This window comes from Haladaptatus pallidirubidus (genome assembly GCF_020700235.1).
GTDB classification, from domain to species: Archaea; Halobacteriota; Halobacteria; order Halobacteriales; family Haladaptataceae; genus Haladaptatus; species Haladaptatus pallidirubidus.
The window spans coordinates 343,795-359,943 of record NZ_CP085301.1 but is presented as its reverse complement, the minus strand read 5'-3'; the positions used below and the strand labels follow the sequence as shown (position 1 = coordinate 359,943).

Genomic DNA, 16,149 nt, shown 5'->3' with positions numbered 1-16,149 from the left:
GGCTACCGTACTCAACATGGGGTACTAAATTCTTGACCTTTTGTTCGGCGAATGGATTTTCGCACAATCACGATACGTTTTCACGACGGTACGATTTTGGTGATTCCCCTCGCAGAAAACGATATGACGGAGTTCGAGTATCTCGATATCGAGCGCGTCGAGGATATCGCCCGCGTGACGATGAACCGTCCCGAAATGCACAACGCGATGAACCGCGAGATGGCGGACGAACTGCGAACGGTCACGATGGCCCTGCACGACGACGATTCGCGCTGTATCGTCCTCACTGGAACCGACGGCGCGTTCAACACGGGTGCCGACCTGTCGGTGCTTTCGGGCAACTCGGAGGACGCGCGCACGCTCCGGAAAATAGCGTCGAGCCTGCACCGCTCCATCGAGAATCTGGTTCGCGCGCCGAAACCCGTCATCACGGGCGTCAACGGCGTCTCCGCCGGCGGCGGGTTCGGACTCGCGCTTTCAGGTGACATCGTCCTGCTTGCCGAAGATTCTCGCTTGGAGTTCGCGTACCCGCGAGTCGGCCTGACCGGCGACGGCGGTTCGACCTACTTCCTGCCGCACCTCGTCGGCCTGCGCCGGGCGAAGGAAATCGCTCTGTTGGACGACCCGATTTTCCCGAACGACGCTGTCGAGATGGGACTCGCCACGGAAGTTGCCGAGGACTTCGACGCCCGCCTCGTCGAACTCGCGGAATCCCTCGCGGACGGGCCGACCCGTGCTTACGGTGCGACGAAACGCCTGTTCAACCGCGGACTGGGCCGCGACCTCTCGGCACAGATGGCGAGCGAAACCGACAGCATAGCCCGGATGACCGAAACCGAGGATTACGAGCGCGGATTGGCGGCGTTCTTCGAGAAGGAGACGCCGGAGTTCGAGGGGCGGTAGAATCGAATCGCGAACGAACACGACGTATTTCGAACCGAAATACTAACCTTTCTCATTGCGAAGGGTTGTGCAATGCAGGCAATTGTCGATGGAGAGGTTCACACTGTTTCGGAGGCGGGAACCATCGAAAACGGAGCCGTGCTGTTCGAGGAGGGCAAAATCGTCGCGGTCGGTGCGGATTCGGACGTTGACGTGCCCGAGGATGCCGAAATTATCGACGCCGACGGAAAGCCGGTCACGCCCGGTCTCGTGGAGGCTCACAGCCACGCCGGGATGGGCGAGTGGGGCGAACCCGAGGACGGCGACGTGAACGAACTCACCGACCCAGTGACGCCGCACGTCAACGCGCTGGACGGCTTTCACCCCCGTGACGAGGAACTGCAACACGCCTATCGGGGCGGCGTGACGACCGTCAGTGCTCGAATGGGGAGCGCGAACGTCGTCGGCGGAATCATCTGCTCGATGAAAACCTACGGCGATCTCGCCGACGAGATGCTGATTCAGGAGGACGGGATGAAGGCCGCGATGGGCGAGAACCCAAAGCGCGTCCACGGCGACCAGAACGGGCGCGAACCGACCACTCGGCCCGGAATCGCGGCCACCCTTCGGCAGGCGCTCATGGACGCCGAGGATTACGTTTCTCGGCGCGAGAAGACCGAGGAAGAGGGCGATTCCTTCGAGCGCGATTTGGGGTTAGAAAACCTCGCGCGAGTCGTCGAGGGCGACCTGCCGCTCCGCGTCCACGCCCACCGCGCGGACGACATCGCGACCGTATTCCGCATCGCCGACGAGTTCGGCATTTCCGACCTCTCCATCGAACACGCGACGGAGGGCCACGTCCTCGCCGACGAGTTCGTGAAACGCGACGTACCCGCCGTCGTCGGGCCGTCGCTGTACTCGGGTGCGAAGTACGAACTCTCGAACATCACCTTCGAGACGGCGGGTATCCTCCACGAGGCGGGCGTCAAAGTCGCCATCCAGACGGACGCACCGGTGCTCCCGCAGGAGCATCTGGACGTGTGCGTCGGCTTGGCGATTCGAGAGGGACTTCCCGAGGAGGTTGCCTTGGAGACGGTCACGCGCAACCCTGCGGAGATTCTGGGAATCGAGCATCGCGTCGGAACGCTTGTGGAGGGTACCGACGCCGACGTGGTTGTTTGGGATGGAGAACCCTTCGACATCACGTCGGACGCGGAGCACGTTTTCGTGGATGGTCAACATGCCTACGATGCGGAGCGCGACGACCGCGACCCCCGCGATGAATATGCGTGGTGATCGCGTGACTGCGTGAGGTTTGAGGACGCAATTTCTGTTTTGGAATTTCGGAGAGAAGTGTTGTTTGGGTGGATTGTCATTGGAGCGTGTTTGCGAAAGGTGCTAGGTAATCAGTATTTGAGCATGGCACTAGGTAATCACGACAACACATGACCGCCACGACGACGAAATCAGCAATACGAAAGTGAGAGTGGTGGGGAGTCGGTAGTAGTCACGACTCCAAAAAACCGCCACCGAAACCGCAGACCACTCCCTCCCCAACCGATTCGCTCACTCGCTGGCGCTTGCTTGCTCATCCCTCGCGCGAACCCACGCAAGCCCTCGGTGGCAAGCGCTCGGGCCTGCTGGCGCACGCGCCACTGTGGTTTGATTGGGTTCGAGAACTCCAAATTTGCCTCGTGGCGCGCGCTGGGACGCGCCGGAGGGCACTTCGCCCGGAGGCGCAAGCTGAACCCGCGCGAGAGATGAGTATCGCAACGAAGTTCTCGTGAGCGACGAAGGAGTGAACGAGAGCACGGAAGAGCAAGCTCTTCCGGAGTGAGAAACGCAGTCGGTTGGGGAGGGTGTGGCCTGCGGAGGCGGTAGCGGTTTCATTGGAGTCGGAAATAGCTAGCAACATCGTGCAAACCGCTGTAACTCAATAACCAATATCCGAATCAACACGGAGACGAACAACTAGCAGCACCATTCCATCAAACCCAACCTGAAACCCCTGTCGCAACAATCGATAGAATTTTTCGGCGAGAGGCAGTACAAAACCTCGTGAATATACGGGGGACTGTCGCCGACCCGGGCGAGGTACGAACCGTGACCACCCGGTACGGCGAGCGAAAACTCGCCGAGGTGGTCGTAAAACCGAACGACGACGCGCCGAAAACGGTGACGCTGTGGGGCAAATGGACGGAGAGCGCGGAACTCCTCCGCGAGGGAATGGAACTGCTGGTGACGGACGCGGAGGAGTCCGAGTACGACGGGGAGACGACGTACGCGACGAGCAAGGAATCCTACGTCGTGGTCGAGCCCGGCTTTCTGGTGAACGTGACCGACGTTCGCTCGTGGGTGCAGTGCCCCCGGATGTACTACTTGAACAAACTGTCGGGAATCCCGCTGAACTTCCCCGTCATCAAGGGAACCATCGTCCACGAGGTGTTCGGCGACCTGCTTCGGGGGCGCGAGTTGGACGATTCCATCGACGAACGCGTCGAGGAGGCGGGCTTGGAACTCGGCCTGCTCGGACGCGAAACCGATGAGGTCGCGGGAGAAGTACGCCAGAACGCCCGCGCAATCGAAGGATGGTTGGAACAGGGCGTGCTGGACGACACGGACGACTGGCGAAGCGAGTACACGCTCATCAGCGAGCGATTCGGTATCAAGGGACGGTGTGACGCATTGCGGCGCGGAATGCCGGTCGAGCTGAAAACCGGAAAGAACACGAACCGCGACCCGCGGTTTCAGGACAAGATTCAGGCGGCCTGCTACGCCCTCCTCCTCCAGGAGCGCGGCGTTCCGGCCGACACCGGAACTCTGCTGTACACGAAAAATTCGGCCTTGGACAGAACCGAGGAATCGGGCGACCTCTCGCCCGCGAAAGAGTTCTCCATCGCGAATGGATTGCTCGAATTCGTCGTTCGAACCCGGAACGAAATCGCCGCGATGGAGTTCGAGATGGACGTTCCGACGGGCTACGAGGCGAACGCGAAATGTCAGTACTGCTTCGAGAAGGACACCTGCATGGTCGTCTCCGGACGTCTCGGTCAGGAGTCGAAAGCCGGGCAAATCGGCACGCCGATTCCGGAACACGAACGCGAGTATTTCGACAGAAAGTACCGCGAAATCGAGGAGGAACGCCGGGCGACCCACGCGGAGTACGCCAAACTCTGGAAGCAGACCGCGAGAGAGCGCGCGGACGACGACCGCGCGCTCATCGACTTGGAACCCGCGGGACAGACCCAGATAGAGGGCGGACGCTGGGAACTCCGCGCGAAGAAGACGGGCGACGCGGTGTCGAAGATTCGGGAAGGAGACGTGGTGTTGGCCAGCGACGGACATCCGGTTGACGGTCACGGCGAACTGGCCCGCGTGAAGCGTCTCGGAACGGAAATCGTCGTCACGACTGATGAACCGGTCGAACTGCGCCGACTCGACGTCTACCCCTCGGAACTGTCCGCGGACAGGATGCTCACCGCGCTGCACGACTGTCTGCTGAAGGGCGACCCCCGGAGGAAAGCCATCCTGTTCGGGGAGCAGGAACCCGAGTTTGCGGAGAGGAACGAGTCGTACATCCCGAACAACGAATCGCAGAACGCGGCGGTCAACCTTGCGGTGAATGCCGAGGACTGCGCGCTCATCCACGGACCGCCGGGAACCGGGAAAACCTACACCATCGCGCGAACGATTCGGGCGCTGGTCGAGGACGGCAATCGAGTCCTGCTTTCGGCCTTCACGAATCGCGCGGTGGACAACGCGCTGGAGGCGTTGCGCGAACAGGGCTTTGACGACGTGATTCGCGTCGGCACCGAAACTGGCGTCCGCGAGGATATGCAGGACATCCGGTTAGAGTACGGCGGCGACCCCGGAACGCGCGCCGCAGAACTCAAACAGGCCAGCGTCGTCGCAGCGACGACCGCAACCTGCGGCTCGCGTATCATGCGCGAACAGGTCTTCGACGTTGCGCTCGTGGACGAAGCTTCGCAGCTGACCGAACCGGCCACCCTCGCGGCCATCAATCTCGCGGAACGGTTCGTCCTCGTCGGCGACCACCATCAACTGCCGCCGGTCGTTAGGGCGGAAAACGACCTTTCCGAATCGCTGTTCGAACGATTGGTAGAACAGTATCCGGACGCCTCCGTCATGCTCGAACGTCAGTACCGGATGGCCCAGCAGATTCAGGCGTTCTCGTCGCGGGAGTTCTACGACGGGGTGCTTCGCCCCGCGAACGGCGAGGTCGCTGGCCAGCGACTCGCCGACCTTTCCGGAATCAGCGCGGAAACACTTCCGGCGGAACTCGACGGCTGGGTGACCTTCGTCGATTCAGGCGGGAAGGCGGTCGGCAACACGAATCCGGAGGAGGCAGAACGGGTCAAGGAACTCGTTTCCCGGTTCGCGGATGCGGGCGTCGAACGCGAGGACATCGGTGTCATCGCTCCCTTTCGAGCGCAGGTTGCGGAAATCTCGCGTCGGGTTCCGGACTCGGTCGCGGTCGATACGGTGGACAGGTTTCAGGGGTCGAGCAAGGAGGTCATCATCGTTTCGTTTGTCGCCACGGGCGATTTGGACAGTCCGATTTTCGACGACTACCGCCGAGTGAACGTCGCGCTCACCCGAGCCAAAAAATCCCTCGTCCTCGTTGGCGACGAAACCGCACTGCGTTCTTCCCCGCTGTACGACCGAATGGTAGAGTGGGCGACGTGAACGTTTTCGTGCCCCGGATTCGTATCTCGGCGCATGGACGAATCGAACCTGTCGAATCTCTTGCTTCCCGACTGCGACGTGACATTCCTCGAACCCCCCGGCGGAGTCGTCGTTGACCCGCGCGAGGCCGCCGAGCGAGCGGTCGAAAGTCCGCACGGGCCACGCATCCCCGAACTCGTCTCGCCGAACGAAACGGTCGCAATCGTCGTTACGGACGTTACTCGCGCAACGCCGGACGATATTCTGTTGGACGTGCTCCTCTCGGAACTCGCCGACGTAGGTGTACCCCGAAATCAAATCACGGTCGTCATCGGCCTCGGCCTCCACCGCCCGATGACCGACGAGGAAATCGCGGACGCCCTCGGTGAACGCGCCGACCTCGCCGAGAATCACGACGCCGATTCCGCGGTCGAAGTCGGACGCGTGACGGCGGGCGAATCCGAGATTCCGATCGAACTGAATCCGACGGTTGCGGATGCCGACCGAGTGTTTTCGACGGGGATGGTAGAACCGCACCAGTACGCGGGATTTTCCGGCGGGGCAAAGACGGTGGCGATCGGCGCGGGCGGCGAATCGCTCATACGATACACGCACGGGCCGGAGATGCTCGCGCGCGACGGCGTCCGACTCGGACGAACCGCGGACAACCCCTTCCGCGAAACGCTCGACGAAGCGGGCGACGCCATCGGTCTCGATTTCTGTTTGAACGTCACGCACGGACCGGACGGGGTTCTCGGCGCTAGTGCAGGACACCACCGCGACGTGGTTGCCGACCTGGCGGAAACCGCGAAGGAGGTGCTGTCGGTTCGGATCGAGCGGAAATTCGATGCGGTCGTTGCGGGGGTTCCGGACGCGAAAGCGACGAACCTCTATCAAGCCTCGCGCGCCGCCACCTACGTCATTCTCGGTGACCGGAATCCACTGCGTTCCGGCGGGCGCGTCGTCGTTCCCGCAGAACTCTCGGAGGGAGCGGGCGAGGGCCGCGGGGAGAAGCGATTTTACGGCCGACTCGCCGACGCCAGCGACCCCGCCAGTTTGTACGACGAACTGCGTTCGGGGTACGAACCGGGCGCACAACGGGCGTTCGTCGTGGCGCGCGCCCTGCGCGACCACGACGTGTTTGTGACGGGAAGCGAACACCCGGAAGTCGTCGAAGACTGTCTGTTGAATGCCCGCGAATCGGTGGGCGCCGCCGTCGAACCCGGAAGCGACGTACTCGTCGTGCCGAACGCGCTGGAAACGCTCCTGATATAACCCGAGAACGATTGAACGGCGATCCCGATTCCGTTACCAGAGCACGTGCGGCCAGACGAACCGGAAGAGCAACCAGATGAGTCCGGTGAGGATAGCCGTCATTAGCAGGTTCAGAATCACGCCAGCGCGCATCATCTGGCTCTGTTTCAGATAGCCACTCCCGAAGACGATGGCGTTCGGCGGCGTGGCCACCGGTAGCGCGAACGCGAAACTCGCCGCGATGGCACCCGAGACGGAGAGGAAGACGGCCGCGGCCGCGTCGGTGAGACCGAGCGTGGCCGCGAAGACGCTCCCGATACTGATGAGAATCGGAATGATGATGGTCGCGGTTGCGGTGTTCGAGGTCATTTCGGTGAGGAAGATGACGAGGAGAACTACCGCAGCGACCACGAGTACGATGGGGGAACCCGTGAGTGACGTAAAGACCGAGTCGGCGATCCACTCCGTCGCCCCGGTGGTCGCCAACGCGTCCGCCAGCGCGATACCGCCACCGAACAGGAGGATGGTACCCCAATCGATATCGACGAGGTCGTCCCACTCCATCGTATCCGCCAACACGAGTGACGGGATGGCCAGCAGACCGACGACGACGTAGTAGAGGATACCCTGATGGCCGTCGACCCCGAAGACGCTCGTTCCTTCTCCGCCGAAGAGCGTAACTGCCCACGTCGATGGCAGGTACGGTCCGAGGAAATCGCCCAATCCGCCGACGACCCAGAGGAATGCCGTCGCGGTAAAGATAACCGCGACGCGCTTCCCGCGGGGACTCAATTCTCCTTCTTCGGCGAGATACCGGCGCGCCTGATTCCGCGCGCCGCTCACGTCCTCCACCTGCGGTGGATAGAGGACGTACGTGAGTACGTACCAGATGACGGGAAGCGTGATGACCACTATCGGAACGCCGATAATCAACCACTGTGCGAATCCGATTTCGTAGCCGAGGATTTCGTTCAATTGGGACGCGAGAACCGCGTTTGGCGGCGTTCCGATGAGCGTGCCAACGCCGCCGACGCTGGCGGCGTACGCGGTTCCGAGGAGCATCGACACCTGAATGTTCGAGAACTCGTTCGCTGCCGCGATTCCCCCGTCGGTGGCGGTGGTATCGGTTCCGGTGGGACTCTCGCTCGCTACTTCGACGTTCTCACGCCCGAGGACTTGCGAGAGGACGCCGAGCGCGATGGGCGTCATCATCGCGGCCGTCGCCGTGTTCGACACCCACATCGAGAGGAACGCCGTCGCCAGCATGACGGCGAGGATGAGCCTGCGCGGTGACGACCCCATCACCGACATCATCCACAGCGCGATACGGCGGTCGATGTCGTACTTTTGGAGCGCGTTCGCCAGCATGAATCCGGCGATAAACAGGAAAATGAGGTGATCTGCGAAGCCGACAAGCGCCTCGTCCAAATCGGCGTAGACGCCGAAGACGGTGAGGAGGATGGGTATCGAAAGCGCCGTCACGGCCAACGGGAACGCTCCCGTGACCCACAGCAGTCCCGCGAAGAACATCGTCGCGAGCGCGAACTGCCCCCGAGTCGAGAGGCCTGCCGGACCCGGAGCGCCGGCGATGAGTGCGGTTCCAAGCAGTGCGATGACGAAGAGAAGGAGTCGGCGGCGGGGATTCGACTGCCCTGTCATAGGTAACCACATCCAATTGAATGCGTCCAGATTATTCTTTCGGCCGTTTGGAATATAATTTATAACCGATATATTTGGCGTTATCTCCGACTAAGCCGATTCTTTCGTCACTTCGTTTCGGCAATCGCTTCCTCGTCTTCGATTTCCGCGAGCACGCGCTCGTGAAACTCCTGTAAGACCGCGCTTTCGTCATCCGCGAGAACCACGTCGCTCGCCATCAGGGTTGCGAGGCCGAACGCTCGCGGCGTCGGGGAGTCCACCCGGTGTTGGACGACTTCGATATCGCCGGACTGTATCATCCCGAGGATTTCTTCGACGGCCGAAAGCGCGAGTTTATCCTCGATGATTTCCCGATAGGTTTCCTCCATGACGGCGAACTCGTCCAACTCGTCGGCGAATCCGAGCAGCATCTCGCTCGACACCTGTTGCTCGCTGGCGGATTTTTCGTACCCCTTGTAGCGTTTGAGAATCATCAGCGACCGCGTCGCGTTGATACGGAAATAGCGCTGGAGCAGGTCGGTGCCGGAGAGCGCAGACTGCAAATCGTCGCGCAGTTCGTCCGGTGAAATATCGCGGAGGATTGCCGGAACGTCCACTTTTCGGTTCAGCGGCATGGAGACGGTAAACCCGTTGTCTGCAACCGCCACTGTGACGTTCGTGTTGGCTGATTGTGCACAACGGTAGGCGACGACGCGGGAGAGACCGTCGTTGAACCGTCTCCCGTAGTTCGAGTGGACGTAGTAGTGGCGTTTGTACTCGTCTCTGTCCATCTCGATTTCGACCGCGAGGCGGTCTGCGGTGCTGATGCTTTCGGGGCCAGCGTACCGAACCTGCTCGTCGAACATCCGAGCGATTGCGCGGACGCTGTTTTCGTCCAGTGGGAGCCTCCGAAGCCACACCCGAACCGCCGGTTTGCCGCGGTCGGAAAGCCGCGAAAGGAGTTCGCCCTGAAACGCCGCGATTTCCCGCCCGAGGTCGTAGGAAAGCGGCAGTCGTTCAGAGAACCACGAGGGAACCGTCGGACGGGCATTCGTGCGATCTGCGTACACCTTCGATCCGCGCCGGTAGCGATATTCGAAGTGCTGGCCGCCGAGGACGAACACGTCGCCCTTTTCGAGCGTGTCGAGGTAGTTTTCGTCCAAGTCGCCGACCCATTCGTTGTCGGCCCGGGTGACCACGTCGCAGGAAAACGAATCGGGAATCGTTCCGATGTTGGTCATGTAGATGACGCGAGCGAGGCGGCCGCGTTTTCCCATCAGCGTTTCGCCGACCGGAAACTCCGGGTAGTGGTACTCGCCGTCCGGCGGGTCGTTGTCGTCGCGCCACACCTTCGCGTAGACGTTTTTGTCCTCCAACCCGTCGTAGTCCGCGGTCAGATAACGCAGAAGGGATTCCCACTCCTCGTCGCCGTAGTTCCGGTAGGGGTAAGCGCGTCGAAGGGTCGCCTTGATGTCCACCTCCGGTCGAACCTCGTTTATGGCCATCCCGTAGACGTGCTGTGCCGCCACGTCCTGGGCCTGCTCGGGGACGAAAACGCGGTCTACGAACCCCTCTTCCGCCTTTTTCAGCATGACCGCACATTCCACCAGTTCGTCCCTGTCGAGGGCGATGACCCGGCCCGTGACCGTCTGTCCGAGTTGGTGACCCGCGCGTCCGACACGCTGGAGGAGGGACGCGACGCTTTTCGGCGACCCGACCTGCACCACCAAATCGACGTGGGGCATATCGATGCCGAGTTCGAGGCTCGTGGAGGTCGTCACCACGTCCAACTCGCCTTCTTTCAGTCGCTCCTCAATTCGCTGGCGCGCCTCCTTCGAGAGACTGCCGTGGTGACACCCCGAACTGTCCTCGTCGTAGCCCTCGAACTTGTCGCGGAGGTTCTGTAACACGCGCTCCGCCCCGGAGCGCGTGTTGGTAAACACCAGCGTGTTCGTGTGGTCTTGGACGAGGTCGTGTAGTTGGTGGTAAAACCGGTCTTGCACCGTCTCGCGGGACGCGTGAATGAGGTCGTCGGTCGGACAGTGGAGTTCGAGGTCGAACTCGCGAACGAACCGCGTGTCTACGAGTTCGTACTCCCGGCTTCCCCCGCCGGGGGATTTTCTCCCGACCAGAAACTCCGCGATGTCCGACAGGGGTTCGACGGTCGCGGAACAGCCGATTCTCGTCGGCGAGTCGTGTGCGAGGTTTTCGAGCCGTTCCAGACTGATCGACAGGTGTGTCCCTCGCTTTCCGTCCGCGAGGCTGTGGATTTCGTCCACAACGATGTACTCGACTGTTCTGAGTTTCTCCTTGAATTTCGGCGAGTTGAGCAGGATGGCGAGGGTTTCCGGCGTCGTGTTGAGGATGTGCGGCGTCTCTTTTAGCATCTTCTGTCGCGCAGACGAATCTGTATCTCCGTGTCGAATCGCGTGGCGAACCTCGCTCCCGGCCGGGATGGAATCGGGAGCGTCGCTGTCGTTCGACTCGGGAGAATCGTCGGCAGTCGCCGACGATTCTTCGCTTTCTTCCACCGAGTTTCCGCTCGCCATCTTCTCACGGATACCCGATAGCGGAATGTCGAGATTTCTGTGAATGTCGTTCGCCAGCGATTTCAGCGGCGAGACGTAGAGGCAGTACACCGAGTTTTCGAGTCCGGATTCGCGTTCCCGGCGGAACAGTTCGTTCAAAATCGCGGTGAAGGAAGCGAGCGTTTTCCCGCTCCCCGTCGGGGAAGCGATGAGGGCGTTTTCCCGCCCGTGAATGAGCGGAATCGCCTCCCGCTGTGGCGGCGTGAAAAACCCGCCGTTCTCGGGAACGAACTCGCCGAACGTCTCGACCCACCACTCCTTGACCGCCGGTTCGAGAAGGGCCAACACCTCCTCGTCCGCGAGTTCGACCGATTCCGGGTCGAATTTCACCCCCTCGCGGGCCAACAGCGTTCTCCCGTCCATTTGTTTCGGATTGGGAGCGGGCGACAAAGAGGGTTATGCCAGCGGAGTGAAAGTGAAACCGGCGCGTTCGAAACGTGACGGCTACCTGTCAATCAGGAGTGGTTCCGTCATCGTTCATAAACCTTCGTCGGCGAACGTAATTCCGAATCTACGTCCAGCGTTACCCTCCGGCACGGCTGAACCTTTTTCACCCTTCCGAACGGGACTCCACACATGCGAGTCACATTCCTCGGCACGGGAAGCGCGATGCCGACCGGCGAGCGGTTCCAAACCGGCCTCGTCGTCGAAGAGGACGGAAATCGCCTCCTCGTGGACTGTGGCAGTGGCGTTCTCCACCGCCTCCAGCAGTCGGGAATCGGCTACGAAAACATTTCCACCGTTCTGCTGACCCACCATCATTTAGATCACATCTCCGATCTGCTTCCCCTCCTCAAAGCCCGCTGGCTTGCGGGAGAAGAACACCTCGAAGTCGTCGGACCGAAAGGGACGAAAGCCCTGCTCGACGGACTTCTCTCGGTTCACGACTATCTCGACGGACGGGTCGAACTCCAAATTCGCGAAGTCGGCGCACAGGAGTTTTCGGTCGCGGGATTCGACGTGGAAGGCTTCGAAACGCGCCATTCGATGCCCTGCCTCGCCTACCGGTTCGGTGACGATTTCGCTTTTAGCGGTGACAGCGAGGCGTTTTCGGGACTCGCAACCTTCGCGGATGGCTGCTCCGTCCTCGTTCACGACTGCTCGTTCCCCGACGAAGTCGACGTGGCGAACCATCCGACGCCGACGCAACTCGGCGAGGCGCTCTCCGGCGCGGACATCGGTCGGGTTTATCTCACGCACCTGTACCCGCACACGGACGGCAAGCACGAGGCCATGGTGTCCTCGGTTACGGAGAACTACGACGGCGACGTGCGATTCGCGGAAGACCTGTTTTCGGTCGAAATCTAATCGCGGTTTCTCTCTCCATCGCCCACCGTCTATCGCTCGACGGCGCTACTCGACGGCGCTTTGTCGCGGTGGCTCTGCTTCGTCTGTGTCCGACTTCTCCGCGCTCCCTTCCTCGACGCGAATCGACTCCTCTGGCAGGGTAAAACTGGTGACTCCTAACGGCAGTTCCCGTCCGCGAACCGTGGCGATTCGTCGCAAACGAAGTTCGCCGTCCAAATAGAGGTCGTCGCCGTCGAAACGGTGTTCGAGTCGGAGGGTTCCGGAACCCTCCGACTCGATTTTGGACGCTTCGATATTTTTTGGAGGTGAGTCGAAATCGTCCGTCCAGACGAGGTTACAGGCGGTTTCGCCGTCCTCGGTGTGACCAAATCGAATCGTTCCGCCGATGATGCGCGCGTCGAGCGTGCTGTCGTTGTCGAACCGGAGTTCGACACCGACGGAGTCTCCGGATTCGTCGGAGTCGCCGGAATGGCCGGATTCTTCGGAGCGCACGGCTTTTCCATTTCGCACCGCGCGAACGTCGGCGACCGAGAGGTCGTCGACCAGCGGGCCGAACAGTTCGTGTTCGTACCGGTCGGAGAGCTTGAGACCAACGATCGGAACGATCCTGACGAGATAGTACACCGCCACGATGGCCAACCTCCCCACCAGATACAGCCACATCGAGCCGAAATTTGGTTCGGATTTCGGTTAAACGTTCCTGCCGATGGAGAAACGGTATGACGCTGTCGGGTGTACTGTCACGAATGGACGCCCAAACCCTGACCGCCGGAAACGGCGCGGCCGTCCGAATCGCCCTCTATCTGCTGGTTTTCTGGCCGACTGTCGGCTACTACGTTTACTGGGATTCGGCTCGCCGCGAACAAAATCGTCCGATTGTGCGAGGAATCGCCGTCGGCTTTCTCGGTCTCGCGGGACTCGTACTGTACGTGTACCGGCGGGATTACTCCAATCGATAGCGGAGCAGCGCCGCGATTCCGCCGAGGTTCGACAACTGCTCCCCCGGCGCGAACTCGTGGGAAAAGACCGTCACGTCGCCGCCTTTTCGTTCCACGTCCGTGATGACCTCGTTTACGTCGATGGCCCACTCGCCGCCCGCTTCGTCCTCGCCGAGCGCACCCCGTTCCTTGCGCAGGCGTTCGTCCAGCACGAGCAGGTGTTCGACCGCACCGAAGTCGGCGGCTTTGGCCACCTGTTCGATGCCGTAGGAGGCTTTCGCCCCTTCCGCGATTCGCTTCGTGAGTTCGTCGATGAGTTCCGCCTCTTCGCCGATTCGCGTTTCCTCCTGTACGTCCGCGACGGCGCCGCGTTTCAGAACTTCGTGGACGCCCCTGTCGCCGACCGCACTCACGTCGACCTGCGTGATGAGGTCGGTCAAATCGGGATAGTTCTCGGCGATGTGGTCGTAGGCGTCCTGCTTCGTGAACCCCGGCCCGGCGAGGATGATGGCATCCACGTCGAGGTGGGTCAGCGCCGACCCCAACTGGTCGAACAGTTCAGCTCGACCGCCCGCGTACTCGCCCTTGCCGGTCGTTCCGGTGAACGAGGTGTATTCGTCGGCACCGTACTGCGCGACGGTGTGAATGTGAGCTTGACCTTCCTCGACGGTTGCGATGGCGACGTCCGGATTTTCGGTCGCTTCGACGGCGTCGTCGAGTCTGTCCAACTGGTCGCGTTTCCACTCCTTCTCGATGGAAATCTTATCGCGCTCTTCGATGTTGAGCGTGTGATGTAAGCCTAGCTGGTCTTCCCGTGAGCAGTCGGTGATGACGCCGCCGACGCGGACGCGGTTGGCGAAGCGGTGGAACTCCACGTCCTCCACGTCGAGCGTGATGTGCATGTGCTCTCGCTCACCGCCCGTATCGCGCATCTGGTCGTCCGCGCGCTGGATTCGCCGGGTCGTGTCGCCCGCGACGCTGTCACCCGGTTCGAGGAGATAGGTGAGATGCCAGAGGTCGTCCAAACTCTCGGGGACGAGCATGATTCGCTCGCGATTCCCGTCGAGGGACGTTCGGTCGTGTATCTGCATGGCTGGAACTGTGGTTTCCGGCGATAAGTGCCCTGCTATTCGGAGCGTTCGGTCGCGCGTTCCGAAAGATATCGGACGGCCTTAAATGCGCTGAAAATGATATCACATCCAGTATGTTAGAAGACGCATTATCATATCCGACGAGAGGGGAAAACGGCTTCGTACGACTGCTCATCGGGGGCGTCTTACTGCTTCTCTCTTTTTCATCATCCCCGGACTTATCGCGCTGGGCTACGTCATCGAGACGCTGACCGCCGTTTCGCGCGGCGAAGAAGATCTTCCGGCGTTCGAGGACTGGGGGAATCTGCTCGTGCTGGGCCTGAAATCGTTCGTCGTCAACATCGCCTACACCATCGTTCCGACGCTCATCATGTTCGTGTCGCTCATCGTCGCACTCAGCGGCGCGAGTAGCACCGACACGAGTGGTTTGGGTATCGTCGGAACCGTTGGCGTGCTGACCGGATTGCTGCTCTCACTGCCGCTCATGTACATTATCCCCGCGGCCTACACGAACCTCGGGCGAACGGGGAAGATGGGCTCGGCGTTCGACTTCGGGACGCTCAAACCCGTCGTAACGAGCAAGAAATACTTCGTCAGTGCGCTGTTTTCGCTCTTCATCTTCATGGCGGTCAGCATCCTGCTTACCATCGTCTCCATCGTCACGTTCGGCCTCGGCTACTTGTTCTTCCCGTTCGTCGTGTTCTGGGTTTACCTCGCGGGATGCTACATGTTCGGTCTGGCGTTCGGCGAAACCACGCAAAATCGGCCGAGTCACCCGCCGGAAACCAACGCGACGTTCGTAGACCGAGACATCTGATTCCCTATTCGTCGTTTTTCGAACGTCGGGAGCGTCTACGCTGTTCTCGCCACGCCGCGGCTTCGGCACCCCATTCGGGCCGCTCGTCGATGCCGCCCGCGACGATTTTTCCTTCGTCTTTTTCTCCCTCGTCCATTCGTCGGTTCGCTTTCCGTCGCTCTCCGTTCCGTCGCTTCTCCGATTCGATTCGGATGGGTCGGTGCCGTTCGTCCGCCGTCAATCGGCCGGTCGCCATCGCGTAGCCGCGGCCGAAGCAGTAGGCGGCGGCCACCTGACAGTAGAAGTTGACGCCAGCACCGACGAAGTGACCGATGCTTTGAACGCCGCTCACAACTGCCGAATTGCCGTACTCGCCGAGGAGAACACCCGTCACGATGGTTCCGCCGAGAAGGGAGTAGACGACCGTCCCCGTGCCGACGAAACAGCATCCGACGAACCAACGGCGCAGATATCGCGTATCGAACGAAACCGCCCGAATCGTTTTCCGGTCGAACGCGGAACGCAATCGTCTTTCGCGCACGAAGTTCGTCAGCAGGGCGGGAGCGAAAAACCACACCAGCAAAACGAAGACGAGGAGAAAACCGAAAGACAGAACGACGACGACCGCTCCGCCGAAACCGGTTTCGTCGAGAACGAGCGAGAGCAGGCCGACTGCGCCGAGAAATGAAACGACGACGGCGGCATAACAAACGAGATCGAGACCGAAGAGCAAGCCGTTAACAAACAGTTCGTCCCAGTTTTCGAACGACGGACCGGACTCGCCGCGCGAACTCGAATCGAGTACTCGACCGATGTAGCCGCCCACCAACACCATCGGAATCACGAACACGCCGAGCGCGCTCAACAGCATCCCGATGGCGACCGTTTTCCGTGAACGGTCACCGGAAATCGGGTATCGAAGCGCGTCAGCTATCACGACAGCTCATCTCTCGCTCGAAACAATCTTC

Annotated in this window: 13 protein-coding genes; 8 read left to right on the top strand and 5 right to left on the bottom strand. The window is 61.1% G+C overall.

What is annotated here, in order from left to right:
- Window positions 1-123 precede the first annotated feature (123 nt).
- From LIX15_RS02045 to LIX15_RS02025, 5 genes are all read left to right on the top strand, one after another.
- Window positions 124-903: an enoyl-CoA hydratase/isomerase family protein gene (locus LIX15_RS02045; protein ID WP_227775849.1), complete on the top strand. Its 780-nt coding sequence runs from the start codon at window positions 124-126 to the stop codon at window positions 901-903.
- Window positions 904-975: 72 nt separating this feature from the next.
- Entirely contained in the window at window positions 976-2,178 is a 1,203-nt protein-coding gene (locus LIX15_RS02040) for an amidohydrolase (protein WP_227775848.1), read from the top strand.
- A gap of 284 nt (window positions 2,179-2,462) precedes the next feature.
- Window positions 2,463-2,669: a hypothetical protein gene (locus LIX15_RS02035; RefSeq protein ID WP_227775847.1), complete on the top strand. Its 207-nt coding sequence runs from the start codon at window positions 2,463-2,465 to the stop codon at window positions 2,667-2,669.
- A 271-nt stretch (window positions 2,670-2,940) separates the two neighbouring features.
- Complete coding sequence (locus tag LIX15_RS02030; protein ID WP_227775846.1) at window positions 2,941-5,589, top strand: AAA domain-containing protein; 2,649 nt, start codon at window positions 2,941-2,943, stop codon at window positions 5,587-5,589.
- Window positions 5,590-5,622: 33 nt separating this feature from the next.
- The gene (locus tag LIX15_RS02025; RefSeq protein ID WP_227775845.1) at window positions 5,623-6,843 is read left to right on the top strand and encodes a lactate racemase domain-containing protein; all 1,221 of its coding nucleotides are present in this window, start codon (window positions 5,623-5,625) and stop codon (window positions 6,841-6,843) included.
- 33 nt (window positions 6,844-6,876) lie between these two features.
- On the opposite strand, the gene LIX15_RS02020 is transcribed toward LIX15_RS02025, so the two are convergent.
- Both LIX15_RS02020 and LIX15_RS02015 read right to left on the bottom strand, forming a co-directional pair.
- Entirely contained in the window at window positions 6,877-8,481 is a 1,605-nt protein-coding gene (locus LIX15_RS02020; RefSeq protein ID WP_227775844.1) for an SLC13 family permease, read from the bottom strand.
- Window positions 8,482-8,588: 107 nt separating this feature from the next.
- On the bottom strand, window positions 8,589-11,411 hold the full coding sequence (locus LIX15_RS02015) for an ATP-dependent helicase (RefSeq protein WP_227775843.1): 2,823 nt from the start codon (window positions 11,409-11,411) through the stop codon (window positions 8,589-8,591).
- A 213-nt stretch (window positions 11,412-11,624) separates the two neighbouring features.
- Between LIX15_RS02015 and LIX15_RS02010 the strand changes: the two genes are divergently transcribed.
- A complete protein-coding gene (locus tag LIX15_RS02010; protein WP_227775842.1) occupies window positions 11,625-12,356 on the top strand; it encodes an MBL fold metallo-hydrolase in 732 nt (243 codons plus the stop codon).
- A gap of 45 nt (window positions 12,357-12,401) precedes the next feature.
- Here LIX15_RS02010 and LIX15_RS02005 read toward each other — a convergent pair whose 3' ends face one another.
- Complete coding sequence (locus LIX15_RS02005; RefSeq protein ID WP_227775841.1) at window positions 12,402-13,019, bottom strand: hypothetical protein; 618 nt, start codon at window positions 13,017-13,019, stop codon at window positions 12,402-12,404.
- Window positions 13,020-13,075: 56 nt separating this feature from the next.
- Here LIX15_RS02005 and LIX15_RS02000 point away from each other — a divergent pair, with 56 nt between their 5' ends.
- Window positions 13,076-13,315, top strand: coding sequence for a hypothetical protein (locus LIX15_RS02000; RefSeq protein WP_227775840.1), 240 nt, complete (start codon window positions 13,076-13,078; stop codon window positions 13,313-13,315).
- Here LIX15_RS02000 and LIX15_RS01995 read toward each other — a convergent pair.
- Window positions 13,300-14,385 carry an mRNA surveillance protein pelota gene (locus LIX15_RS01995; RefSeq protein ID WP_227775839.1) on the bottom strand — a complete coding sequence of 362 codons (1,086 nt, stop codon included), beginning with the start codon at window positions 14,383-14,385 and terminating at the stop codon, window positions 13,300-13,302. The two genes, LIX15_RS02000 and LIX15_RS01995, sit on opposite strands and share 16 nt — an antisense overlap.
- A gap of 106 nt (window positions 14,386-14,491) precedes the next feature.
- Between LIX15_RS01995 and LIX15_RS01990 the strand changes: the two genes are divergently transcribed.
- Window positions 14,492-15,202, top strand: a complete 711-nt coding sequence (locus LIX15_RS01990) for a DUF4013 domain-containing protein (protein WP_345410685.1) — start codon at window positions 14,492-14,494, stop codon at window positions 15,200-15,202.
- 4 nt (window positions 15,203-15,206) lie between these two features.
- Here LIX15_RS01990 and LIX15_RS01985 read toward each other — a convergent pair whose 3' ends face one another.
- Window positions 15,207-16,118: a DUF4013 domain-containing protein gene (locus LIX15_RS01985; RefSeq protein WP_227775838.1), complete on the bottom strand. Its 912-nt coding sequence runs from the start codon at window positions 16,116-16,118 to the stop codon at window positions 15,207-15,209.
- Window positions 16,119-16,149: the final 31 nt, after the last annotated feature.